General features: G+C 67.0%; 22 protein-coding genes and 1 pseudogene. 6 read left to right on the forward strand and 17 right to left on the reverse strand.

The window, feature by feature from the left end:
- The 4 genes from ACFQPG_RS06005 to rpsD form a co-directional block, all read right to left on the reverse strand.
- Positions 1-1,617 carry a tetratricopeptide repeat-containing sulfotransferase family protein gene (locus tag ACFQPG_RS06005; RefSeq protein WP_380811001.1) on the reverse strand — a complete coding sequence of 539 codons (1,617 nt, stop codon included), beginning with the start codon at positions 1,615-1,617 and terminating at the stop codon, positions 1-3.
- Entirely contained in the window at positions 1,614-2,465 is an 852-nt protein-coding gene (gene aguB / locus ACFQPG_RS06010) for an N-carbamoylputrescine amidase (protein WP_380811003.1), read from the reverse strand. Before aguB ends, ACFQPG_RS06005 begins: the two co-directional genes overlap by 4 nt.
- 8 nt (positions 2,466-2,473) lie before the next feature.
- Positions 2,474-3,454, reverse strand: coding sequence for an agmatine deiminase family protein (locus tag ACFQPG_RS06015; protein WP_380811005.1), 981 nt, complete (start codon positions 3,452-3,454; stop codon positions 2,474-2,476).
- A 70-nt stretch (positions 3,455-3,524) separates the two neighbouring features.
- Positions 3,525-4,139, reverse strand: a complete 615-nt coding sequence (gene rpsD, locus ACFQPG_RS06020) for a 30S ribosomal protein S4 (protein ID WP_380811007.1) — start codon at positions 4,137-4,139, stop codon at positions 3,525-3,527.
- A 161-nt stretch (positions 4,140-4,300) separates the two neighbouring features.
- On the opposite strand from rpsD, the gene ACFQPG_RS06025 reads away from it, so the two are divergent.
- Complete coding sequence (locus tag ACFQPG_RS06025) at positions 4,301-4,609, forward strand: chorismate mutase (RefSeq protein ID WP_380811009.1); 309 nt, start codon at positions 4,301-4,303, stop codon at positions 4,607-4,609.
- On the opposite strand, the gene ACFQPG_RS06030 is transcribed toward ACFQPG_RS06025, so the two are convergent.
- The 7 genes from ACFQPG_RS06030 to murI form a co-directional block, all read right to left on the reverse strand.
- The gene (locus ACFQPG_RS06030; protein ID WP_380811011.1) at positions 4,573-5,358 is read right to left on the reverse strand and encodes an RNA methyltransferase; all 786 of its coding nucleotides are present in this window, start codon (positions 5,356-5,358) and stop codon (positions 4,573-4,575) included. The genes ACFQPG_RS06025 and ACFQPG_RS06030 overlap by 37 nt on opposite strands.
- Positions 5,355-5,840, reverse strand: a complete 486-nt coding sequence (nrdR, locus tag ACFQPG_RS06035; RefSeq protein ID WP_380811013.1) for a transcriptional regulator NrdR — start codon at positions 5,838-5,840, stop codon at positions 5,355-5,357. Before nrdR ends, ACFQPG_RS06030 begins: the two co-directional genes overlap by 4 nt.
- Before the next feature lie 2 nt (positions 5,841-5,842).
- Positions 5,843-7,150, reverse strand: coding sequence for a serine hydroxymethyltransferase (gene glyA, locus ACFQPG_RS06040; protein WP_380811015.1), 1,308 nt, complete (start codon positions 7,148-7,150; stop codon positions 5,843-5,845).
- Positions 7,150-7,596, reverse strand: a complete 447-nt coding sequence (gene rpiB / locus ACFQPG_RS06045; RefSeq protein ID WP_380811017.1) for a ribose 5-phosphate isomerase B — start codon at positions 7,594-7,596, stop codon at positions 7,150-7,152. The genes glyA and rpiB overlap by 1 nt, the downstream gene beginning before the upstream one ends.
- Positions 7,597-7,779: 183 nt before the next feature.
- The gene (locus ACFQPG_RS06050) at positions 7,780-8,067 is read right to left on the reverse strand and encodes a YdeI/OmpD-associated family protein (protein ID WP_380811019.1); all 288 of its coding nucleotides are present in this window, start codon (positions 8,065-8,067) and stop codon (positions 7,780-7,782) included.
- A gap of 4 nt (positions 8,068-8,071) precedes the next feature.
- On the reverse strand, positions 8,072-9,286 hold the full coding sequence (gene hemA / locus ACFQPG_RS06055) for a 5-aminolevulinate synthase (RefSeq protein ID WP_380811021.1): 1,215 nt from the start codon (positions 9,284-9,286) through the stop codon (positions 8,072-8,074).
- A 63-nt stretch (positions 9,287-9,349) separates the two neighbouring features.
- Complete coding sequence (gene murI, locus ACFQPG_RS06060; protein ID WP_380811023.1) at positions 9,350-10,141, reverse strand: glutamate racemase; 792 nt, start codon at positions 10,139-10,141, stop codon at positions 9,350-9,352.
- 138 nt (positions 10,142-10,279) lie between these two features.
- Here murI and plsY point away from each other — a divergent pair, with 138 nt between their 5' ends.
- The 3 genes and pseudogenes from plsY to topA all read left to right on the forward strand — a co-directional run bounded on the left by plsY (position 10,280) and on the right by topA (position 14,542).
- Positions 10,280-10,876 (forward strand): glycerol-3-phosphate 1-O-acyltransferase PlsY, encoded by a 597-nt coding sequence (gene plsY, locus ACFQPG_RS06065; protein WP_380811025.1) that lies wholly within the window; start codon positions 10,280-10,282, stop codon positions 10,874-10,876.
- Positions 10,873-11,969, forward strand: a pseudogene (gene dprA, locus ACFQPG_RS06070) (DNA-processing protein DprA). The gene plsY and the pseudogene dprA overlap by 4 nt, the downstream one beginning before the upstream one ends.
- 50 nt (positions 11,970-12,019) lie before the next feature.
- Positions 12,020-14,542, forward strand: a complete 2,523-nt coding sequence (gene topA, locus ACFQPG_RS06075; protein WP_380811027.1) for a type I DNA topoisomerase — start codon at positions 12,020-12,022, stop codon at positions 14,540-14,542.
- Positions 14,543-14,584: 42 nt separating this feature from the next.
- On the opposite strand, the gene ACFQPG_RS06080 is transcribed toward topA, so the two are convergent.
- Genes ACFQPG_RS06080 through ACFQPG_RS06090 form a run of 3 tightly spaced genes read right to left on the reverse strand, consistent with a single transcriptional unit; the run spans position 14,585 to position 17,064 of the window.
- A complete protein-coding gene (locus ACFQPG_RS06080; RefSeq protein ID WP_380811029.1) occupies positions 14,585-15,382 on the reverse strand; it encodes a HesA/MoeB/ThiF family protein in 798 nt (265 codons plus the stop codon).
- Positions 15,383-15,391: 9 nt separating this feature from the next.
- On the reverse strand, positions 15,392-15,829 hold the full coding sequence (dut, locus tag ACFQPG_RS06085) for a dUTP diphosphatase (protein WP_380811031.1): 438 nt from the start codon (positions 15,827-15,829) through the stop codon (positions 15,392-15,394).
- Entirely contained in the window at positions 15,826-17,064 is a 1,239-nt protein-coding gene (locus ACFQPG_RS06090; protein WP_380811033.1) for a bifunctional phosphopantothenoylcysteine decarboxylase/phosphopantothenate synthase, read from the reverse strand. Before ACFQPG_RS06090 ends, dut begins: the two co-directional genes overlap by 4 nt.
- Positions 17,065-17,254: 190 nt before the next feature.
- On the opposite strand from ACFQPG_RS06090, the gene yghU reads away from it, so the two are divergent.
- Positions 17,255-18,133 carry a glutathione-dependent disulfide-bond oxidoreductase gene (gene yghU / locus ACFQPG_RS06095; protein ID WP_380811035.1) on the forward strand — a complete coding sequence of 293 codons (879 nt, stop codon included), beginning with the start codon at positions 17,255-17,257 and terminating at the stop codon, positions 18,131-18,133.
- 100 nt (positions 18,134-18,233) lie between these two features.
- Here yghU and ACFQPG_RS06100 read toward each other — a convergent pair whose 3' ends face one another.
- From ACFQPG_RS06100 to ACFQPG_RS06110, 3 genes are read right to left on the reverse strand one after another with little or no spacing between them, the layout of a single operon-like run.
- On the reverse strand, positions 18,234-18,485 hold the full coding sequence (locus ACFQPG_RS06100) for a hypothetical protein (protein WP_380811037.1): 252 nt from the start codon (positions 18,483-18,485) through the stop codon (positions 18,234-18,236).
- A 45-nt stretch (positions 18,486-18,530) separates the two neighbouring features.
- Positions 18,531-20,069 (reverse strand): 2-polyprenylphenol 6-hydroxylase, encoded by a 1,539-nt coding sequence (ubiB, locus tag ACFQPG_RS06105; RefSeq protein ID WP_380811729.1) that lies wholly within the window; start codon positions 20,067-20,069, stop codon positions 18,531-18,533.
- Complete coding sequence (locus ACFQPG_RS06110) at positions 20,066-20,797, reverse strand: class I SAM-dependent methyltransferase (protein ID WP_380811039.1); 732 nt, start codon at positions 20,795-20,797, stop codon at positions 20,066-20,068. Before ACFQPG_RS06110 ends, ubiB begins: the two co-directional genes overlap by 4 nt.
- Positions 20,798-20,843: 46 nt before the next feature.
- On the opposite strand from ACFQPG_RS06110, the gene mutM reads away from it, so the two are divergent.
- Positions 20,844-21,650, forward strand: coding sequence for a bifunctional DNA-formamidopyrimidine glycosylase/DNA-(apurinic or apyrimidinic site) lyase (gene mutM, locus ACFQPG_RS06115; protein WP_380811041.1), 807 nt, complete (start codon positions 20,844-20,846; stop codon positions 21,648-21,650).
- The last annotated feature ends 107 nt before the right edge of the window (positions 21,651-21,757 follow it).

A 21,757-nucleotide genomic window follows, 5' to 3' on the forward strand; every position in this document is an offset into this window, starting at 1 on the left:
TCAGGCCGGGTAGCCGTAGCGTTCGATCCAGGGCTGCAGGATGGGTAGGATCGGCTCCAGCCAGCGCTCGTATCGGCGCCATTGCCGGGAGCCGTCGTATAATCCCCTGCGGACTTGCGTTACGCTGAGGGTGGAAACGTTGCGGTGGGCGGCGGTCCCGGCGAAGTCGCGCAGGGCAGGCGTCCAAGGGACCTCCAGAAAGGCGCACAGCGCCTTGGTCGCCGAGTCGAAATCCTCGACGAGCTCTTCGTAGCGGACCTCCAAGGTGTTGAGCGGAAGAAGCTGCAGAAAGCGGTCCTGCGCAGCCATTACTGCAGCATAGTGGTGAGCCGCCCGTTCTAGGTCGGTGAACTCGAGTGCTGCGGGGGATGGCGCGAAGTTTGCCCGGAAGCAGCTCCAGACCACATCGCGGGGATCGCGGCGCATGACGATGATCCGCGCTGCTGGGAACACCCTGCCGATCAACGGCAGCTTGAGCCCCTTGAGCGGGTCCATGTCCACAAGGAGCTCCGCATCCGACCTTGAGCCGGCAGCCGCGACCGCGCGCCAATAGCCGTCGCGAATAGCTGCGACGCCTGCCCTGTCGAGCGCCGCGAGTTCGGCAATGCCGCCGGGCTTTTTCAGATAGCTGTCGCCAGCGGCAAGGGTCGGCCGCTCCTCCAGGGCATCCACTCCGGTGTTCGAAGCGAGGATGTTCTCGACCAACGTCGTTCCGGATCGCGGATAGCCGATCAGGAAGGTGGGGGAGCGGTGGCCCGGCTCCCCTTCGCTGCCGCCGGCCCAGACGGTCGGGTTCACGTCGTCAAATTCCCGCAACAGCCGCTCGGCCAACGCGCGGTGATCGGGGCGTTCCTCAGTCGCGGCCAGCAACCGGTCGAAGCGATGCTCGGCCTCGGCATTTGCCCGCACGTAGGCGCTGAACGCCTCTTCGATCCGGTTCAGCCGTTCGAATGCATCGCCTGCAAGGCTCCAGATCGTGGACTGGTTGTCCGTTCCAGTCGTTGTCGAGGATAGGAGCGGTTTGAGCCGGCGGAGGGCGGCGGCGGGATCTTGCTGCTCAAGTGCGATGCGGGCCAGCGCGGCTGAGGCCATCGGTTGCAGCGGATCGATCGCCAGCGCCTTCTCACCCAGGTCGACTGCCACCTCAGCCTTGCCGAGCCGGGCCGCAATCGAGGCGCCGCCGCCGAACGCCGAAGCCGATCGAGGATCGAGCCGCGCCGCTCGCTGGTAGCTGTCGAGCGCCGGGCTCAGCGACCCGCCCGCGTCCAGCGCCATCGCCTTTTCCAGCCAAAAAGACGCGTTTTGCGGGGCGACCGCGATAGCCTGGTCCAGCGTCCGCAGCGCTTCGCTGAGCAGCCCTTGCTTGCGCAGGACCGCACCGATCGCGCCGAGGATCAGCGGGTCGCCCGGGGAGAGGCCAAGCGCCTCAAGCAGCAGCGCATGGGCCCCGGCCAAGTCACCATGCTCCTCCCGCCGCCAAGCGGCCAGATTCAGCACCAGCGGATCGCGGGCTCCGTCCGTCAGCGCTTGTTCGGCAAGCTCCGCTGCGGCGGCAATGTCGCGGCGGTTGAGCGCGGCCTCGATCAGTCGGCGGCGAGCGGGGTCGAGGCCGCTCAAATGTCCGCCACCAACCGTCCGTAAAGATCGGGACGACGATCCCGGAAGAAGCCGAATGCTGCGCGGTGGCGACGCGCCTGGGCGAGGTCGAGCTCAGCCACCAGCACTCCAGTCTCGGTAGCGCCGAACTCGGCGAGCATGTCGCCGCGTTCGTTGCAAATGAAGCTGTGGCCATAAAAGCGCTGCCCGCACTCGGTGCCGATGCGGTTGGCGGCGACAACCGGGACGACGTTGCTGACCGCATGGCCGATCATCGCCCGGCGCCACAGACGAGACGTGTCAAGGTCGGGGTCGTGCGGCTCGGTGCCGATCGCGGTCGGGTAGAACAGGATTTCGGCGCCCATCAGCATCATCGCGCGGGCGGTCTCCGGATACCACTGGTCCCAGCAGACGCCGACGCCCAGCGTGCTCGCGTCTGGACCCTTCCAGACCTTGAAACCGGTGTTGCCGGGGCGGAAGTAGAACTTCTCTTCGTAGCCGGGCCCGTCCGGAATGTGGCTCTTGCGGTAGACACCCGCGACCTTTCCCTCCGGGTCGATCATTGCCAACGAGTTGTAATGGTGAGGTCCGTCCAGCTCGAAAAAGCTGGTCGGGATCCAGATCTTCAGCTCGTGGGCGAGCGCCTGCATCGCCAGCACGGACGGATGCTCGGCAGTCGGCTTGGCCGTTGCGAACAGCTCCTCATCTTCGACCCGGCAGAAATAGGGACCTTCGAACAGCTCGGGCGGAAGGACCACTTGTGCGCCCTTGCCGGCCGCTTCGCGGACGAGCTCGGCGACGTTGCGGATGTTCTCCGCTGTGTCTTCGCCGAAAGCGAGCTGGAGTGCGGCAACGGTCAGCTTGGTCATGAGCGATCCTAGAGCGGGACTTGCTGGCTGATGCAATGGAAGCTGCCGCCACCGGTGAGGACATGGTCGGCCCGCAATCCGACTGCCCGCCTGTCCGGGAACAGCGCCTGAACGGCATTGACCGCGGCCCCGTCATTCTCGGCGCCGTAGAGCGGCACGACGACGGCTGCATTGCCGATGAGGAAGTTCATGTAACTGGCAGGGACGGTCTCGCCCTCCCGTTCTACCCGGCCCGGGGACGGAAGGGGGACGATATCGAGGTTGGCAGCCCGAATGCGGCGGTCAGCTTCGGCATAAACCGCGACGTTGGGGTCGTCGGATGTTGGCGTGGGAAGGGCGACGCGGCCGGGCGCTACGAACCGCGCCAGATTGTCGACATGGCCATCGGTGTGATCGTTGAGCAGCCCTTCACCGAGCCATACCACATTGTCGAGGCCGAGGTCGCGCTCAAGGAGCGCCTCGATTCCGTCACGGGACAGGCCCGGATTGCGGTTTGGGTTGAGCAGGCATTGCTCGGTGGTCAGGACACAGCCGGAGCCATCGCCATCAATCGCACCGCCTTCCAGAATCCAGTCAGCCTTGGCGAAGGGCAGGTCGGCTGAGGCAGCGAGCCGCTCGCCGATGCTGTCGTCACCGGGCAGGTCATACTTGCCGCCCCAGCCGTTGAAGCCGAAGCCTTGCGCGCGACGCGACGGACCAGTGCCGGTGATGATCGGCCCGGTGTCGCGCAGCCAGATGTCGCCGAAGGGTTCCATCAGGACGGTCGCGAAAGGCGCTAGCCGTCGCGCGGCCCGCGCGGCAGTTTCGGTGGCGGCGACCAGGATGATCCGCTCGCCGAGCCCGCCAGCATGAAGCGCAGCCGCGAGCGCCGCGACCTCGGCCTGCGCGGGCTTCAGGTCGTCCAGCCACAGCTCCGGATCGCTCGGAAAACCGAGCCACATCGCGGCATGCGGAGCCCATTCTGGGAGCGGCGGGCGAAGCTGGGACACAAAGCACTCCAAAGAAAAAGGGCGGCCTCTCGCGAAGCCGCCCCGTTCGATCCGTTCGTCAGACGAGCGCTTAGCGGCTGTAGAACTCGACCACGAGGTTCGGCTCCATGCGCACCGGGTAGGGCACTTCGTCGAGCTTCGGCACGCGGGTGAAGGTCACCTTGGCGGTGCCGTCGGGAACGACATAGTCGGGCACGTCACGCTCGGCGAGGCTCTGCGCCTCCATCACCAGCGCCATTTCCTGCGCCTTGGGGCCAAGCTCGATTACGTCGTTGAGGTCGACGCGGCGCGACGCGATGTTGCACTTGGTGCCGTTGACGCGGATGTGGCCGTGGCTGACCAACTGGCGCGCGGCCCAGATCGTCGGCGCGAACTTGGCGCGGTAGACGATCATGTCGAGGCGGCGCTCGAGCAGGCCGATCAGGTTCTGCGACGCGTCGCCCTTCATCCGGCTGGCTTCGAAGAAGGTCCGCTTGAACTGCTTCTCGGTGACGTCGCCGTAATAGCCCTTCAGCTTCTGCTTGGCGCGCAGCTGGATGCCGAAGTCCGACATCTTGCTCTTGCGGCGCTGGCCGTGCTGGCCGGGACCATATTCGCGGCGGTTGACCGGGCTCTTCGGGCGACCGAAGACGTTTTCGCCCATGCGGCGGTCAAGCTTGTACTTGGCGCTCGTGCGCTTCGACATGTGTAATGCTCCAATTCGCGTTTCTAATGGCCTGGAACCGCACCGCCGGACCAATCGTCCGGCGCGACCGCCGCTTCACCAGGCATGCAGGGTCAATTGCGAAGGCGCGCACCTAGCTTTCGCACTTGCGAAGGTCAAGGTCCGCCGGGCAAGGGAGCGCCATGAGCGACGTGACCGACCCCGAACAGTGCAGCACCATGGCCGAGGTGCGCGCCGGCGTGGACGATGTCGACCGGCGCATAGTCGCCCTGATCGCGCGTCGCTTCGGCTATATGAATGCTGCGGCACGGATCAAACTGGATCGTGACGCCGTCCGCGACGAGTGGCGCAAGGCCGATGTCAAGGCAAAGGTGGACGCGGCGGCTGCGGCAGCCGGCATAGATCGCGCGCTGATGAGCCGGCTTTACGAGGATCTGATAGAGACTTCGATCGCTCACGAACTGGGCGTGTTCGACCGCACCCGGGGCTGAACCAGGGCCCGCAGCATACCCCGCACCGCCTTCACTTCGCGGCTGGACCAGCCGGTCTTGGTGAAGATGGTACGGATGGTGTTCCTGGTCGCCTGCTTGCGTTCGGGCGGGTTGAAGTAGCCGGCCTCGTCGAGCCAGCCTTCCAGCTGGACGATCATTCCGTCCAGTTCCCCATGCGGGGCCTGAGGCTCCATGTCCCGGAACGTCGGCTGGGCGAGCGTTTGTTGCCGCGACCACTCGTAGGCGAGCAGGATCACCGCCTGGGCCAGGTTGAGGCTGCCGAATTGCGGGTTGATCGGCACCGTAACAATGGCGTGGGCAAGCGCCACATCCTCCGTCTCCAGGCCGGAGCGTTCCGGGCCGAAGAGGATCGCCGAGCGGCCGGGTGAGGTCGTGATCGCCTTGGCCATCTCTTCCGGGCCGACCACCGGAGTGACGAGTTCCCGGCGCCGGACCGTGGATGCGAAAACGGTGGAGCAGTCGGCGACGGCCTCGGCGACTGTGTCGAACACCGCCGCTTTCTCCAGCACGATATCTGCGCCGCTCGCAGCGGGGCCCGAGTCCGGGTTGGGCCACCCGTCCCGCGGGGCGACCAGGCGCAGCTCGGTCAGGCCAAAGTTGAGCATGGCGCGAGCGGCCTTGCCGATGTTCTGGCCAAGCTGCGGGCGGACGAGGACGATGATGGGTCCTCGCACGCTTCGAGACGGCGCTTCGGCTTCGCTCAGCGCCGCCTCAGGTGAGGGTGTCACAGCAACTTGTCCTGAGACGTCGTTACCGCCCCAGGCTCCTCCACGACTTGCTCGGCAATCTCGGCAAAGTCGCTGGCTTCGTTGAAGTCCTTGTAGATGCTCGCGAAGCGGATGTAGGCCACGTGATCGAGCGTCTTGAGGCCAGTCATGACGGCTTCGCCGATGGCGGCCGTGTGGACCTCGTCGCCGCGGGTTTCGAGCTGGCGCTGGATGCCGCTGACGAGCCGTTCGATCCGGTCGGGCGCGATGTCGCGCTTGCGGCAGGCGAGCGAGACGGCGCGTTCCAGCTTGCGGCGGTCGAACGTCTCGCGCTTGCCGTCTTTCTTGACGACCGTGAGGTCGCGGAGCTGGACCCGCTCGAAGGTGGTGAAACGGGCGCCGCAGCCTTCGCACTGCCGCCGCCGCCGGATCGCCGCCCCGTCCTCCGACGAGCGGCTGTCCTTTACCTGGCTGTCTTCATGGGCGCAGAAGGGGCAGCGCATCCTCAGCCCTGGTAAATGGGAAAGCGATGGCAGAGCGTGCGGACGCGGGCGTTGACCTGCCGCTCCACGTCGCCATTGCCCTCGAGTCCGTTCGCCTTCAGCCCGTCGAGCACGTCGGCGACCATGTCGGCGATATCGCGGAACTCCGCTTCGCCAAAGCCGCGAGTGGTTCCGGCGGGGGAGCCGACGCGGATGCCGCTGGTCTGCATCGGCGGAAGGGGGTCGAAGGGAACGCCATTCTTGTTGCAGGTGATGCCGGCTCGCTCAAGGCTTTCGTCGGCATCCTTGCCGGTAATTCCGAGCGGGCGCAGGTCCACCAGCGCCAGGTGCGTGTCGGTGCCGCCGGCAACCAGGTCGGCCCCGCGTTCCTTCAGGCGGTTTGCGAGGGTTTGCGCATTGCGGACGACGGCCTTGGCATAGGTCTTGAAGCCCGGCTCCAGCGCCTCCCCAAACGCTACCGCCTTGGCGGCGATGACGTGCATCAGCGGCCCGCCCTGAAGGCCGGGAAAGACGGCTGAGTTGATCTTCTTGGCGATGGCTTCGTCGTCGGTCAGCACCATGCCGCCGCGCGGGCCGCGAAGGGTCTTGTGGGTGGTGGTGGTCACGACATGGGCGTGGCCGAAGGGGGAGGGGTGCTCGCCCGCCGCGACCAGTCCGGCGAAGTGCGCCATATCGACCATCAGGATGGCGCCGACGCTGTCCGCAATGGCGCGGAACCTGGCGAAGTCGAGGATGCGCGGATAGGCCGAGCCGCCGGCGATGATCATCCGCGGCTTGTGCTCGGCGGCCAGGCGCTCGACTTCGTCGAAGTCGACGAGGTGATTGTCCTGGCGGACGCCATATTGGACCGCATTGAACCACTTGCCCGACTGCGCGGGCGGGGCGCCGTGGGTGAGGTGACCGCCGGCGGCCAGGCTCATCCCCATGATGGTGTCGCCCGGCTTGGCCAGCGCCAGCATCACCGCGCCGTTGGCCTGGGCCCCGGAGTGCGGCTGGACATTGACAAAGCCGCAGCCGAACAGCTTTTTGGCCCGGTCGATGGCAAGCTGCTCGACCGCATCGGACGGAGCGCAGCCCTGGTAGTAGCGGCGGCCCGGGTAGCCCTCGGCATATTTGTTGGTGAGGACGCTGCCCTGTGCCTCCAGCACTGCGCGGCTAACGATGTTCTCCGAGGCGATGAGTTCGATCTGAGTCTGCTCACGGGTCAGTTCGGAGCGGATGGCCTCCTCGACGGCGGCATCGGCCTCGGCAAGGCCGCGGGTGAAGAAGCCCTGCGGCTGGACGTCGTCGAGGTTCGCGGCGGTGGCCATCAGTCTGAATCCTGGAGTTGTGAGGAAAGCATGTCGACACGGCGCTGGTGGCGCCCGCCGGCAAAACCGGCGTCGAGGAAGGCGGCCACGATCGCCCGCGCCATGTCGGGGCCGATGAGCCGCGCGCCAAGGGCGATGACGTTGGCGTCGTTGTGCTCGCGGGCGAGGCGGGCCGAGAGGGGGTCGTCGACTCGGGCGCAACGGCAGGCCGGGTTGCGGTTCACGGCAATGGAAATGCCGATGCCGGACCCGCAAACTGCAATGCCGCGCTCGGCCATGCCGGAGGCGACAGCGGCTGCCAGCTTGTTCCCGAAGGCAGGGTAATCGACGCTCTCGTTGCCGTTCGTGCCGAGGTCCGTCACCTCATGCCCGGCTTCGCTCAGCCATGTGGCGAGCGCATCCTTCAGGGCAAACCCAGCATGGTCCGCGGCGAGGGCGATGCGCACCGCTTAACCTCCCGTCCCGAGCCGCCAATGTTCACAATGTTCACGCTGACGAAGGCCGATTCCCGCGCTCGTTGCAGGCTTGTAACGATCGGGCGTGAAGGGGTCGGAGGGGGCCATGGCTGCCCAGTAGCCAAAACCCGCGCGGTAGGACAGTGCTTCTGCGCGCCGCCGTCCGCATTCGCCTCAGGGCGCGATCCATTTCCGGGCGGACTCGCGCCGGTGCGGGCAGCCCGGCCAACAGCAGGGACGCCGCTTGCCGCCTAGGACCTCCTCCTGAAGTCGGGTCAGCCGCTTGGCGCGAGTCTCGGCGGTCTTGGGCGACGTCATCCAGCAGATCCATTCGTTGCGCGCGAGGGGCGTCAGGGCGTCCCAAGTGCTGGTCAACGCCGGATCGGCGTGGAGGGCAGCGAGCAGATCGGCGGGTATGGAATGGCGGAAATCGGGCGAGGCAGGCTCCGGCATCCACGTCATCCGGCTAGGCGGCCGCCTTCATCTCCAGCCGGTCCCAGATCTCGACCAGGGCGCCGGTAAGCTCGTCCTGCATCGCCTCGCCGTGTGCCGGGCCGGGCGTGAAGCGCAGTCGCTCGGTGCCGCGGGGGACGGTGGGGAAGTTGATCGGCTGGACGTACAGGCCATACTCGGCGAGGAGGATGTCGCTGATCCGCTTGGCCTTGACAGGGCAGCCGACCAGCAGCGGCACGATGTGGGTGACGCTGTCCATCACCGGCAGGCCGGCGTCGGCGAACTTGGTCTTGAGCATCGCGGCGGACGCCTGCTGCGCTTCGCGCTCGTCGGTTGAGGCCTTGAGGTGGCGGACGGAGGCGAGCGCTCCGGCGACCAGCACCGGCGACAGGCTGGTGGTGAAGATAAAGCCGGGAGCGTAGCTGCGGATGCAGTCGACGATGTTGCGGTCCGCCGCGATGTAGCCGCCCATCACACCGAACGCCTTGCCCAGAGTGCCTTCGATGATCGTGACCCGGTCGGCGAGGCCATCGCGTTCCGAAATGCCGCCCCCCCGGGCGCCATACATGCCGACCGCATGGACCTCATCGAGATAGGTCAGCGCGCCGTAGCGGTCGGCGAGGTCGCATATGGCTGCGATCGGAGCGACGTCGCCGTCCATCGAATAGACGCTTTCGAACGCGATCAGCTTGGGCGTCTCTGGATCTTCATCACGGAGAAGCTGCTCGAGATGGTCGAGGTCGTTGTGGCGGAAGACGCGCTTTTCGCAGCCCGAATTCTTGATGCCTGCAATCATCGAGGCGTGGTTGAGTTCGTCCGAGAAGATCACGCAGCCGGGCAGCAGCTTGCCGAGCGTGGACAGCGCTGCCTCGTTGGAAACGTACCCGGACGTGAACAGCAAAGCCGCTTCCTTGCCGTGCAGGTCGGCGAGCTCGGCCTCCAGGTCCACGTGGTAATGGGTGTTGCCGCCGATGTTGCGGGTACCGCCGGAGCCGGCCCCGACGTCGTGCAGCGCTTCTTCCATCGCCGCGACCACGGCGGGGTGCTGGCCCATTCCGAGATAATCATTGGAGCACCAGACGGTGATCGGCTTGGGGCCGTTGTGGCCGGCAAAGCAGCGCGCATTGGGATAGTTGCCCTTGTTGCGCAGGATGTCGATGAAGACGCGATAACGGCCTTCGTCGTGCAGCCGGTCGATCGCGGCCTGAAAGATGCGTTGGTAGTCCAAGGTGCCCGATGATCCCGTCGGTTTGTCGCCCAATACCGGCAAGCCGCGGCTTTTGCCAGACCGTCAGAGTTGTTCGATACGGGAAAGCCCATAGCCGGCCAGGGCGCGCGTCAGGTCGGGAGCGGGCGGAGGCCCGGTGAACACGGCGGTGCCCTCGCGCGGTTCGGCCGGCCACTCCTGCCCGCGGGTGAGATAGGCGATGCGGCGGGCAATGCCGGAGCCTCCGTCGACCTGGCGAACGTTCGGCAAGGCGTCGGCAAGCTCCCGCGCCAGCAAAGGAAAATGGGTGCAGGCGAGGACGACCACGTCCATCCGCTCGCCGACGGGCTGATCAAGAAGCGGGCGGACGGCTGCCGTGACGGCCGCCTGCGAGACAGGCTCGCCGGCCAGCCGCGCCTCCGCCAGCGCCACAAGATCGGCCGAGCCATGGCGCAGGACCGTGCAGTCGGCCGCGAACCGGGCGGCGAGGTCGTCAACATAGGGCTGGCGGACCGTTGCTTCGGTGCCGAGCACGCCGACCACGCGGCTCCGGGACATCTCGGCGGCGGGCTTGATCGCCGGGACGGTGCCGACCACCGGGATCTCGAGTGCGGCGCGGACATGATCGAGGGCGATGGTCGACGCAGTGTTGCAGGCGATCACTGCCAGCCGCGGGTGGAAACGCTCGACCAGTCGGCCGAGAAGGGCGGGCACGCGGGCCGCAATCTCTGCCTCGCTGCGGGTGCCGTAGGGGAAGGCGGCGCTGTCGGCGGCGTAGACGATCGGCGCGTTGGCAAGCAGCGCGCGGGTCGGCTGCAGCACGGACAGGCCGCCGACGCCGGAATCGAAGAAGAGGATGGGGGAGGTCGGGGTCATTCGTCAGCCTCGTCATTGCGAGGAGCAGACCGACGAAGCAATCCAGTTTCTTGTGGCCGCGGAGAACTGGATCGCGTCGCCGCGCTCGCGGTGACGGGTGTGTTGCGCCCCTTTCCTCTTCTGCTACCAACCTCGGTCATGAATTCCGCTCTCCAGCCGGCGCTGCTGGCGCTGGCGCTTGGCTATCTGCTTGGCTCCATTCCGTTCGGACTGATCCTCACCCGCCTCGCCGGCAAGGGCGACCTGCGTTCGGTCGGCTCTGGCAACATCGGTGCGACCAACGTGCTTCGGACCGGCAGCAAGGGACTGGCCGCGGCGACCCTGCTGCTGGACGCGGCCAAGGGCGCCGTGGCGGTGTGGCTGGCGATGCGGTTCTTCCCCGGCACCGAGAGATTCGCGGCTACCGGGGCGCTGGTCGGGCATCTCTATCCGGTGTGGCTGAAGTTCCGCGGGGGCAAGGGCGTTGCAACCTTGCTTGGCGTCCTGGTGCCGCTGCTGCCCCTGGCGGCGCTGGTCTATGCGGTCGTCTGGATCGGGCTGCTGCTGCTCGCCCGGATCAGTTCGGTCGCGGGCATGGCCGCTGCGGTCAGCGCTCCGGTCAGCGCAGCGCTGCTCGATCGCAGCGATCTCCTGCCGATGCTGATAGGCTTCGCTTTGCTGGTGATCTGGAAGCATCGGGAGAACCTGGCACGGCTCAAGGCAGGTACCGAACCGCGCGTAGGCCGAACCAAGTGAGCGCGCCGGACCTGGTATCCCGCATCCGGCTGATCCGTTCGGGTGGGATCGGGCCGGTCAGCTATCGGCAACTGCTCGCCCGCTTCGGCAGCGCGGACGCGGCGCTTGCCGCCATTCCCGAACTTGCCGCGCGGGGACGGGGCAGGGCGCCTGCCATCGCCACCGAGGAGTCCGCCCGGCGGGAGATCGAGCAGGTCGAGCGGCTGGGCGCTCGCTACCTGTTGCTTGGCCAAGGGCTGTATCCGCGGCTTCTCGCCGAGAATGATGATGCGCCGCCCGTGCTGATCGTGCGCGGCGACCTCCAGATGCTCGACCGGCCCATGGTGGCAATCGTTGGTGCCCGCAACGCATCCGCAGCCGCCTGCCGCTCGCGCGGATGCTTGCCGATGAGCTTGGCCGCGAAGGCGCGGTGGTGGTGTCCGGTCTGGCGCGCGGGATCGACACGGCGGCGCACGACGGTGCGTTCGAGACGGGTACGGTCGGCGTGATCGCAGGCGGGATCGACGTCTTCTACCCGCCGGAGAATGAGGCTCGCCAGCAGGCCATGGGCGAGCAGGGGCTGGTGGTGGCGGAGATGCCGCCGGGGACGGAGCCGAGGGCGCGCCACTTTCCTTATCGGAACCGCATCATCGCCGGACTGAGCCTCGGCACGGTCGTGGTAGAGGCGGCGCCGCGTTCCGGGTCGCTGATTACCGCCCGGCTTGCGGCCGAGATGGGACGCGAGGTGATGGCGGTGCCTGGCTCGCCACTCGATCCGCGCGCCCAGGGCTGCAACGGCCTGATCCGCGATGGCGCGACCCTGGTGCAGAATGCCGCCGAGGTGATGAAAGCGATCCGGCCTAGCCGCAGTGGGGTCGCAGCCCCCCGGCTTTCGTTCGAGGGTGCGCCGCCAGCGGAGCCAAGGCTGGACGCCGGCGAGGACGAGCGGCAGACGGTGCAATCTCTGCTAGGCGCCGCGCCGGTGCCGGTGGACGAGTTGGTTCGCCAGTCTGGCCTGCCGAGCGGTGCGGTCCAGCTGGTGCTGCTGGAGCTCGACCTTGCCGGGCGGGTCGATCGCCATGCCGGTGGCAAGGTCAGCCTCCGCGCCGCTTGACGGGCGCAAGTCCGACCCATCACCCTCGTACGCATGCGTGAGGAAATTTCGTGAAGCTTGTTGTCGTTGAATCGCCGGCCAAGGCGAAGACCATCGAGAAATATCTCGGACCCGGGCACCGAGTGCTGGCGAGCTACGGCCATGTGCGCGACCTGCCGCCCAAGGACGGATCGGTGAACCCGGACGAAGGCTTCGCCATGGATTGGGAGACCTATCCCGACAAGGCGCGGCAGCTAAAGGCGATCACCGACGAGGCGAAGAAGGCGGATTCGCTGATCCTCGCGACGGACCCTGATCGCGAAGGCGAGGCGATCAGCTGGCACGTCCAGGAGGTCTTGCGGAAGAAGAAGGCGCTTCCCGCGAATGTCGAGCGCGTGACCTTCAACGCGATCACCAAGTCGGCGGTGACCGAGGCGATGGGCAAGCCGCGGCAGCTCGACGAGGATCTGATCGACGCTTACCGGGCGCGCCGCGCGCTCGATTATCTGGTCGGCTTCACCCTGTCGCCGATCCTGTGGCGCAAGCTGCCGGGAGCCAAGTCGGCCGGGCGGGTTCAGTCGGTCGCGCTGCGGCTGATCGTCGACCGCGAGCGCGAGATCGAGGTCTTCAAGGCGCAGGAATATTGGACGATCAGCGCTGCCTTCGAAAAGGACGGCCAAAGCTTCACGGCCCGATTGGTCGGGCTCGACGGCAAGAAGATCGACCGGCTGACGATCGGCGACAAGGGCGCTGCCGATGCCGCCAAGGCGGTGGTCGAGGCCGGTCGCTTCACCGTTGCGTCGGTCGAGACCAAGCCGCTCAGCCGCAACCCGCCGCCGCCGTTCACCACCTCCACCCTGCAACAGGAAGCCGCGCGCAAGCTCGGATACTCGGCCAGCCACACGATGCGGTTGGCGCAGTCGCTCTATGAGGACGGAGCGATCACCTACATGCGGACGGACGGCGTGCAAATGGCCGGCGAGGCGATCTCGGCGGCGCGCAAGGCCGTCGCCGACCGCTATGACGCCGGCTACCTGCCCGACAAGCCGCGGCACTATTCGACCAAGGCGAAGAATGCACAGGAGGCCCACGAGGCGATCCGCCCGACCGATTTCCGCAAGGACAAGGCCGGCAGTGGCGATCATGCGCGGCTGTATTCGCTGATCTACAATCGTGCGCTGGCGAGCCAGATGGCGTCGGCGCGGCTGGAGCGGACGACGGCGGAGCTGGCCGACGGGGCTGGCCGGGCTACGTTGCGGGCAACGGGGCAAGTGGTGCTCTTTCCCGGCTTCATGGCGCTGTACGAAGAGGGGCGCGACGAGAAGGCGGAAGACGAGGAGGGCGCGCGCATGCCGCACCTCACGGCCGGCGACGCGCCGCACAAGAAGAGCGTCGACGCGGTGCAGAGCTTCACCCAGCCGCCGCCGCGCTATTCGGAGGCGAGCCTGGTCAAGCGGCTGGAGGAGCTGGGGATCGGCCGTCCCTCGACCTATGCGGCGACGCTGCAGACGCTCAAGGACCGCGAGTACGTCCGGCTGGAGAAGAACCGCTTCATCCCCGAAGAGAGCGGCCGGCTGGTGATCGCCTTCCTGGAGCGCTTTTTCGAGCGCTATGTCTCGTACGATTACACGGCCGAGCTGGAGGAGGAGCTGGACGACGTGTCCGGCGGACGGCTCGACTGGCAGAAGCTGCTCGAGGCTTTCTGGCGCGACTTCAAGCCCAAGGCCGGCGAGGTGATGGAGCAGAAGCCGTCCGAAGTGACGGCGGCGCTCGACGAGTTCCTCGCGCCCTGGCTGTTCCCCGACAAGGACGACGGGTCGGACCCGCGGGTGTGTCCGCTGTGCGGCAACGGCAAGCTCGGTTTGCGCGGGGGCAAGTATGGCGCGTTCGTTGCTTGCTCCAACTATCCCGAGTGCAAGTTCACCCGCAAGTTTGGCCAGGGCGGCGACGATGCCTCGGCCAGCGAGGGCCCGCAGGAATTGGGCAACGGCATCCTGCTGAAGAGCGGGCGGTTCGGGCCCTATGTGGAGCAGGGCGAGAAGCGCGTCTCGGTCCCCAAGGACGTGCCGCTGGGCGACCTCGACCTCCCCTGGGCGGAGAAGCTGCTCTCCTTGCCCCGGACGATCGGTAATCACCCGGAGACCGGCGAGCCGATCACCGCTTCGATCGGCCGATATGGCCCCTATCTCCAGCACCAGGGCAAATATGCGCGGTTGAGCAGCACAGCCGAGGTGTTCGAGACCGGGATGAATGCGGCCGTGGCTAAGCTGGCTGACGCGGCGAACGGCGCGGGCAAGGGCCGTGGAGCGGCGCGGGAGCCGCTGGCGGTGCTGGGCGCGCATCCGGAAACCGCCAAGGAACTCAAGGTCATGGAGGGGCGGTTCGGACCCTATGTCACCGACGGGACGACCCATGCGACCTTGCCCAAGATTGCCGATCCCAAGGCGGTAACGCTGGACGAGGCGGTGGCGCTGATCGACGCCAAGTCGGCCAAGGCGCCGATTAAGGGCAAGGGGAAGCGCAAGGCTCCAGCCAAGAAGGCAGCGGCAAAAAAGGCTCCTGCCAAGAAGGTTGCGGCGGAGAAGAAGGCGTAGCAGCTCCCCCAGGGGGGAGCAGTCGCCGCAGGCGACGTGGGTTCACGACCCCTCCGCCCCGCTTCGCGGAGCTTCTCCCCCAAGTGGGAGTGGCTGGGTTCCACAGGCCTTGCATCCCGGGTCTGCCGGCAGGCGCATGGAGCGCCACTCGCCGGTGAGCCCGTCGAGAAAGTAGACCCTGCCCGTCGTCTCCTCGCCGGCTCCGGCGATGACCCGGATCGCCATCAGCGCGGCGAAGCTGCCTACGGTGGCGGTGAGTGCACCGAGCACGCCCAGTTCCGCGCAATTGTCGCAGTCGTCCGAATCGAACGCGTCGCCGACGAAACAGCGATAGCAGGGCTGGCCGCGGAACAGGCCGACCTGGCCCTGGAACTGGGCGGCGGCGGCGCTGAGCAGGGGGACGCCGAGGCGGACTGCGGCGTCGCTGACCTGGAGGCGGGTCGCGAAATTGTCCGTACCGTCGATGATGAGATCGTGTCCGGTGAGCAGCGCGGGCGCATTGCCGGCGTCGATCCGCCGCTCGATCGGGTCGACCTCGACGAACGGGTTGAGCCGCCGAACAAATTGGGCGGCAAGCGCAGCTTTTGGCTCCCCGACTTCGCGGGAGCGATAGAGCGGCTGCCGGTGGAGGTTCGACAGGTCGACGCAATCGCCGTCGATCATCGTGAGCCGACCGATCCCCGCACCGGCGAGCGCGGGGATCACGGCGCAGCCGATCCCGCCCGCCCCAATTACGCAGACATTGGCTGCTTTCAGCCGCTGCTGACCGACGCCGCCGAACTGCGGCAGGACGATCTGGCGGGAGTAGCGGGTGAGTTCTTCGTCGCTGAGGTCAGCCATTCTGGTTCGTCATTGGCCAGTCGAGCCGAACCCGCCGACACCGCGATGAGTGTCCTCCAATGCATCGACCTCGTCGAAGGCAGCCGGAGTGACCGCAGCGGGAACCAGCTGCGCGATACGCTCGCCGCGTCGGACGGGAAACGGCTGGTCCCCATGGTTGATCAGCAGGACCTTGAGCTCCCCGCGGTAATCGCTGTCGATCGTGCCGGGAGTGTTGGGCACACTGATGCCATGCTTGAAGGCGAGCCCGGAGCGCGGGCGGACCTGGATCTCGTAGCCTTCGGGGATGGCGACCTTGAAGCCGGTGGCGACGGCGTGGCGCTGGCCAGGGGCGAGGTCGAGGTCCTCGGCCGCGACGACATCGAGACCGGCGGCGCCGTGGGTCGCGTAGGCGGGCAGGGGCAAGCCCTCGCCGTGGGGCAGGCGGGTGATCTGGATGCGGATCATTCGGGTGCGAGTTCCTGTGCAATTCGGGCGACGAGGCGTCGGGCCACTTCGTCCTTGGGGGCATGCTGCCAGTCCTCGGCACCGAACGCGGTGACAAGGTGGACGTGATTGTGGCTGCTTCCCATGACGTCGCCCAAAACGTCGTTGGCGACGATCCAGTCGGCCTCCTTGGCTTCACGCTTGGCCGCGGCGTTGGCGAGGAGGTTCTCGGTCTCGGCGGCGAAGCCGACCAGGAGGCGCGGGCGAAGCGGATGTTGCGCGAGAGTGGCGAGGATGTCGGGGTTGGCAGCGAAGGCGAGTTGAGGCGGGCCGGCGCTCTTCTTGAGCTTGGTCGGCGAGGGCGCGACCTTCCAGTCGGCGACGGCGGCGACAAGGATGGCTGCGTCGCAGGGGAGCGCGCCCTCAACGGCGGCGAGCATCTGGTCGGCGGTCTCGACGTCGATCCGCGCGACGCCTGCAGGGGTTGGGAGGGCGACCGGTCCCGCGATCAGGGTGACCCGCGCACCGGCCCGGGCGGCTGCGGCGGCGATGGCGAAGCCCTGCTTGCCCGACGAGCGGTTGGCGATGACCCGCACAGGGTCGATCGGTTCGTGCGTCGGGCCGGCGGTGACGAGGATGTGGCGGCCGCTCAAGTCCCAGTTCGTGTCGAGCGAAGTCGAGACACGTTCAGAGCGTCCCCCGACTTCGCTCGGGACGAACGGAGAACGGGGCGCGAGTGTGAGATGCTGCAGAATTTCAGCAGGCTCGGGCAGCCTTCCTGGCCCATATTCCCCGCAGGCCATCTCGCCGTCGACCGGCTCGATCACCCGCACGCCCCGCGCCTTGAGGGTGGCGACGTTGGCCTGCGTCGCCTGGTGCAGCCACATGCGCACGTTCATTGCCGGGGCGACGACCACCGGCTTGTCGGTTGCGAGCAGCAGGGTGGTGGCGAGGTCGTCGGCGATGCCGGCGGCCATCCTGGCGAGGAGGTCGGCGGTGGCTGGGCAGACGAGGACCAGGTCGGCAGCCCGGGAGAGCTGGATGTGGCCCATCTCCGTTTCGTCCTTGAGGTCCCACAAGGACGTATAGACAGGGCTCTCGGCCAGCGCCGCCAGGGTCATGGGAGTGACGAAATGGGCGCCGCCGGCGGTGAGGACGGGGGTGACACTGTGTCCACCCTTGCGGAGCAGGCGAATGAGTTCGCTCGCCTTGAAGGCTGCGATTCCACCGCCGACGATGAGGAGAATGCGGGCCATCAGCCCGGCTCTCCAGCTCGCGAATGTTCACAATGTTCACGGTGACACGCGCGGTTTTCCGCCGGTTTCGTGTGGTCGGAGCGATATTGGTCGGGGCAGGCGAACCGCATCGGCTCCCAGTGACACGCAATATCCTACTTTGAAAGCGTGGAGGCGGTTCCTACCTGCCAGAGCCCGACAGGAGATGCGCATGGCCGACGCCGACTATACACCACCCGCAGTGTGGACCTGGGACAGCGAGAGCGGCGGCCGCTTCGCCAGCATCAACCGTCCGATCGCGGGTGCAACACACGACAAGGAACTGCCGGTCGGCAGGCATCCGCTGCAGCTGTATTCGCTCGGCACTCCCAACGGGCAGAAGGTGACGATCCTGCTGGAGGAGCTGCTGGAGGCGGGGCATGCGCAAGCAGAGTATGACGCCTGGCTGATCGACATCATGGAAGGCGATCAGTTCGGTAGCGGCTTCGTCGAGGTCAATCCGAACAGCAAGATTCCCGCGCTTGTGGACCGCTCGGGCGCCGAGCCGGTGCGGGTGTTCGAAAGCGGCGCGATCCTGATCTACCTCGCAGAGAAGTTTGGGGCCTTTCTGCCGGAGGGAGGTGCGGAGCGGGCTGCGGTGCTGTCCTGGCTGATGTGGCAGATGGGATCGGCGTCGTTTCTGGGCGGCGGGTTCGGCCACTTCTACGCCTACGCGCCGGTGAAGATCGAATATGCGATCAACCGCTACGCGATGGAGGCCAAGCGACAGCTGGACGTGCTGAACCGCCGGCTGGCTGAGAGCGAGTTTATCGCGGGCGAATATAGCATCGCCGACATGGCGATCTGGCCCTGGTACGGCGGGCTGGCGCTTGGGCGCGTCTATGGCGATGCCGACGTCTTTCTGGCGGCTCAAGAGTATGAGCATGTCCAGCGCTGGGCGAAGCAACTGGCCGAGCGTCCGGGCGTGAAGCGTGGGCGAATGGTCAATAACCGCACCGGCGAGCCGCACGAGCAATTGCCGGAGCGGCATGATGCGAGCGACTTCGAGCTGCGGACGCAGGACAAGCTGGAGTTGGTCGCGGCGAAGTGATCGCAGCGCTGGCGGAACCGATCATTCGGCCAAGTAAAAAGGGGGCGGCCGTTTCCAGCCGTCCCCTTTCTTGGCATTCTGCCGAGCTTTTCTGCCGCGCTTAGTTGGTCTTTGAGCTTTTCTGCTTCAGCGCCTGACGGACGACCGCTTGGCCGAGGGTCCTGTTGCTGGATGTAGCGGTACATGCGCCACCCGATCCGGCTGCCGAAAGCACCGCGACAGTGGTGCCGCACACGTTGGCGGCCAGCGCGACCGGAACCTGAACGACGATCGGCACCGCGACGTTGTTGAGCGCGGCAATCTGGTTCTTGTTGAGGCTGTCGTTGAGGATCGACACATCCGTGATGGTCACGTTGATCAACGTAATTAGAGCCGATTTCCCGGCTGGAGCGGGATTTCAGGCCAAGAACAGCACGGCCCCAACTCCCGCGGCGGCGGCGGCGATCGCCGTCAGCAGGTGACCCCATGGCACTGATGGGCGCTGAATGACTGCGACTTCCGCCACCGGCGGCGAGGGCGGGGCGGCTCCGCGGGGTGGGTAATATTGGTCGAGGCGGTCGATCAGGTCCGGGATCTTCTTGAGCGCTCGCACCGTGTCGATGAGCCGATCGGCGTAATAGGCTTCGGGGCCGAGCTCGCCGCGGATCCATTCCTTGAGGAAGGGCTCGGCCGTTTCCCACATGTTGATGTCGGGATCGAGCGCGGTGGCGACCCCTTCCTCCATCACCATTGTCTTCTGCAGCAGCAGCAGGTGCGGCTGGGTCGGCATGTCGAAGTCGCGGGTGATGGAGAACAGGCCTTCGAGCATGCGGCCGACGCTGATCTCCTTGACCGGAAGCCCGCGGATCGGCTCCCCGACCGCGCGCAGGGCGGTGGTGAACTCGTCGACGTTGTGGTGCGGCGGGACATATTGCGCTTCGAAATGGATTTCGGCCACGCGGCGGTAGTTGCCGGTTATCAGGCCGTAGAGGATCTCCGCCAGCCACAGCCGGGCGCGGCGATCGATCCGGCCCATGATACCGAAGTCGATCGCCCCGATCCGCCCGTCGGAAAGGGCGAACAGATTGCCCTGGTGGAGGTCGGCGTGGAAGAAGCCGTCGACCACCGCCTGGCGCAGAAAGGCACGGACGAGCGTGGCGGCGAGCTGCGGAAGGTCGTGGCCCGCGGCGATCAGCTCGTCGCGGTTGGAAAGCTTGATGCCGTCCATCCATTCGAGGGTGAGGACGCGGCGCGCGGTGCGGCGCCAGTCGATCTCCGGAATGTGGAAACCGGGCTCAGCCACCATGTTCTGCTTGAGCTCGGACGCTGAGGCCGCTTCGCGCTGAAGGTCGAGTTCGCGGTTGGTCCATTGGCGAAAGTAGGCGATGACCTGCTTGGGACGAAGGCGCTCGGCCTCGTTGCCGCCGTAGATCTCGACATGGGCGGCGGCCCACTCGTAGGTTTCGAGCGCCTTGGCGAATTCTTCCTCGATGCCGGGACGTAGGACCTTCACGGCGACATGGCGACCGTCAGTGGTGACGGCGCGATGGACCTGGGCGATGGAGGCGGCGCCGACCGGAACGGGGTCGAATTCAGAATATAGGCTGTCGAGTGGCGCTTCGAGGGCCTGCTCGATGGCTGCCTTGATCAGCGGGAACGGCGCGGGCGGGAGCGAATCCTGCAGGCGCAGGAGGTTGTGCGCGGCGGCTTCCCCGACGAGGTCGGGACGGGTGGCAAGCGCCTGGCCGAGCTTGATCGCGGCGGGGCCGATCGCCTGCAGCGCATTGGCGTAATCGGGCACTTCCGGCTGGCGCGTGCCGAAGCGGGCAACGCGGACAAGGCGGCGGACGTTGGGCGGGGTGAGCGGATCGCGCTCGATCCCGCGCAGGGCGCCATGACGTGCAAGCACGCGGCCCCACTTCAGCAGGCGCCAGAGGTGAGTTGCGGCGGTGGTCAAATCCGCCACCCGCTCCAGATGCAGACCAGGCCGCCGAGCAGGGTCTCGACCTTGGTGCGGACAAAGCCGGCGTTCGCGATCATCGCGCGGAACTGGTCGGGTCGGGGGAAGCGGCGAATGCTTTCGACGAGGTAGCGGTAGCTTTCCTCATCGTCGGCGACGAGCTTGCCGACGCGCGGGATGACCCGGTCGGCGTACCGCTCATAGGCTTCGCCGAAGCCGGGCCATTCGCTGGTCGAGAATTCCAGCACGAAGAAGCGGCCGCCGCGGCGGAGGACCCGGTGGGCCTCCTTGAGGGCGGCCGGGATGTCGGTGACGTTCCGGATGCCAAAGGCGATGGTGTAAGCGTCGAAGCTCTGGTCGGCGAAGGTCAGCGTCTCGGCATTCTCCACCTGCCAGACGAGGCCGTCAATGCCGCGGGCGCTGGCGCGCTCCATGCCGACGGACAGCATGTCGGGGTTGATGTCGGACACGGTCACCTGCGCGCCGCGCCGCGCCATGCGGAAGGCGACGTCGCCGGTGCCGCCCGCCATGTCGAGGATATGCTCGCCGGGCCGGGGCTTCACCCGGCTGACGAAGCGGTCCTTCCACAGCCGGTGCATGCCGCCGCTCATGAGGTCGTTCATCAGGTCGTAGCGGCGGGCGACCGAGCTGAACACGCCGCCGACCAGCGCGGTCTTCTCCTCGGGGGTGACGAGCTTTTCGCCGAAATTGACGTGAGTGGGCATGGGGGGCGCTCTAGCGAGGAAGCGGGGAGGGCGCCATACGGCTGCAATGCCCGAGCTTCCCGAAGTCGAGACCACCGTCCGAGGGCTTGCCGCGGTTCTGCAGGACCGCCAGCTGACCCGCGTCGAAACTCGGCGCGAGGACCTGAGGCGAGCGTTTCCGGTCGACTTGCGCCAGCGGCTGACCGGGGCGCGGGTGAGCGGGTTGGGCCGGCGGGCGAAATACGGGCTGATCCATACCGACCGCGGCGACACGATGGTGTTCCACCTGGGCATGAGCGGGCGCTGGCGGATCGATCCGCGCCAGGCCGAGGCGCACGATCATCTGGTGCTCGAAACGGACGATGGCCGGACCCTGGCGCTCAATGACCCGCGCCGATTCGGGTCCGTGGACCTCGTGCCGACGGCGGAGATGGAGGCCTGGCCCGCGTTCGCGGCTCTTGGGCCGGAGCCGTTCGACCTGACCGCTGGCAACCTCGCCGAACAGCTGAAGGGGCGAAGCGCGGCGATCAAGCTGCTGCTGCTCGACCAGAGGATCGTCGCCGGACTTGGCAATATCTATGTCTGCGAGGCGCTGTTCCGAGCCGGGATCAGTCCGCTCCGGGCCGGTGGGCGGGTATCAAAGACGCGGCTGGAACGGCTGGTGCCCGCCATTTGCGCGGTGCTGGACGAGGCGATCGCCGCAGGCGGGTCGAGCCTGCGCGACTACGCGCGGCCGGACGGGGAACTCGGCTACTTCTCCAAGGCGTTCGCGGTGTACGACCGGGCCGGTGCAGCCTGCGCGTGCGGCGGGACGGTGAAGCGGATCGTCCAGGGCGGCCGGTCGACCTGGTATTGTCCCAAGTGCCAGCGCTAGGCGCGGGGACAAGCTGTTGACCCGAATCTTCCGCTCGGGTAGGGGAGCGCCACGCCGGTGCGGGCCTACGTGCTTCGCGCCGCTTTTTCATTAGACCTGAGATATTT

Origin of the sequence: Sphingomonas sp. GCM10030256, from assembly GCF_042666415.1 — a bacterium.
Taxonomy (GTDB): domain Bacteria; phylum Pseudomonadota; class Alphaproteobacteria; order Sphingomonadales; family Sphingomonadaceae; genus Sphingomicrobium.

What these genes read in the sequence shown, in the direction of transcription:
- aguB (WP_380811003.1), bottom strand. Translation starts at nt 2,465, where the DNA reads ATGACCAAGCTGACCGTTGCCGCACTCCAGCTCGCTTTCGGCGAAGAC.
- rpsD (WP_380811007.1), bottom strand. Translation starts at nt 4,139, where the DNA reads ATGTCGAAGCGCACGAGCGCCAAGTACAAGCTTGACCGCCGCATGGGC.
- ACFQPG_RS06025 (WP_380811009.1), top strand. Translation starts at nt 4,301, where the DNA reads ATGAGCGACGTGACCGACCCCGAACAGTGCAGCACCATGGCCGAGGTG.
- nrdR (WP_380811013.1), bottom strand. Translation starts at nt 5,840, where the DNA reads ATGCGCTGCCCCTTCTGCGCCCATGAAGACAGCCAGGTAAAGGACAGC.
- glyA (WP_380811015.1), bottom strand. Translation starts at nt 7,150, where the DNA reads ATGGCCACCGCCGCGAACCTCGACGACGTCCAGCCGCAGGGCTTCTTC.
- ACFQPG_RS06050 (WP_380811019.1), bottom strand. Translation starts at nt 8,067, where the DNA reads ATGACGTGGATGCCGGAGCCTGCCTCGCCCGATTTCCGCCATTCCATA.
- murI (WP_380811023.1), bottom strand. Translation starts at nt 10,141, where the DNA reads ATGACCCCGACCTCCCCCATCCTCTTCTTCGATTCCGGCGTCGGCGGC.
- plsY (WP_380811025.1), top strand. Translation starts at nt 10,280, where the DNA reads ATGAATTCCGCTCTCCAGCCGGCGCTGCTGGCGCTGGCGCTTGGCTAT.
- ACFQPG_RS06080 (WP_380811029.1), bottom strand. Translation starts at nt 15,382, where the DNA reads ATGGCTGACCTCAGCGACGAAGAACTCACCCGCTACTCCCGCCAGATC.
- dut (WP_380811031.1), bottom strand. Translation starts at nt 15,829, where the DNA reads ATGATCCGCATCCAGATCACCCGCCTGCCCCACGGCGAGGGCTTGCCC.
- ACFQPG_RS06090 (WP_380811033.1), bottom strand. Translation starts at nt 17,064, where the DNA reads ATGGCCCGCATTCTCCTCATCGTCGGCGGTGGAATCGCAGCCTTCAAG.
- yghU (WP_380811035.1), top strand. Translation starts at nt 17,255, where the DNA reads ATGGCCGACGCCGACTATACACCACCCGCAGTGTGGACCTGGGACAGC.
- ACFQPG_RS06110 (WP_380811039.1), bottom strand. Translation starts at nt 20,797, where the DNA reads ATGCCCACTCACGTCAATTTCGGCGAAAAGCTCGTCACCCCCGAGGAG.
- mutM (WP_380811041.1), top strand. Translation starts at nt 20,844, where the DNA reads ATGCCCGAGCTTCCCGAAGTCGAGACCACCGTCCGAGGGCTTGCCGCG.